1 protein-coding gene is annotated in these 620 nt (G+C 62.3%); it reads left to right on the forward strand.

From position 1 onward, the window contains the following. The coding region (locus YH3_RS34710; protein ID WP_154100431.1) for a transposase at positions 1 to 620 on the forward strand (620 nt) is incomplete at both ends.

Below are 620 nucleotides of genomic sequence, written 5' to 3' on the forward strand. Positions count from 1 at the left end.
CCTCGCGAAAGCCGGCGTGACGGTACTCGAGGTGGACCGCCCCGATCGCTCGGACCGCCGCCGTAAGGGCAAAAACGACGACCTCGATGCCATTAACGCAGCGCGTGCAGCCAAAACCAACCGGCGCACCACCACCCCGAAATCGAAAGACGGTGCCGTCGAGTCACTTCGTGTGTTGAGGGTGACCCGAGCCCATTCGGTACGAGAGCGGCGCAGTGCGCTGCAACTATTGCGGATGACGATCATCTCCGCTCCCGACGAGCTGCGCGAGCAGGTCCGCGATCTGACGCGGATGCAGCTGATACGCCTCCTCGCCGCGTGGCGGCCGGATGTCTCGAACGCTACCGATCCTGTGACCGCCTACCGGGTTTCGCTGAAATCCCTGGCTCGCCGCTATCTCGAATTGACCGACGAGATCGCCGATCTCGACGAACTGATCAACCCGATCGTGAAAGCCCTCGCACCTCAACTACTCGAGCGCGTCGGAATCGGTATCGAAGTCGCCGGACAAATGCTTGTCACCGCCGGCGACAATTCCGATCGAATGAAATCCGAAGCCGCGTTCGCGATGCTATGCGGTGTCGCGCCGCTACCCGCATCTTCTGGCATGACCCAACGCC

The sequence above is a fragment of the Rhodococcus sp. YH3-3 genome (assembly GCF_001653035.1).
GTDB lineage: Bacteria > Actinomycetota > Actinomycetes > Mycobacteriales > Mycobacteriaceae > Rhodococcus_F > Rhodococcus_F qingshengii.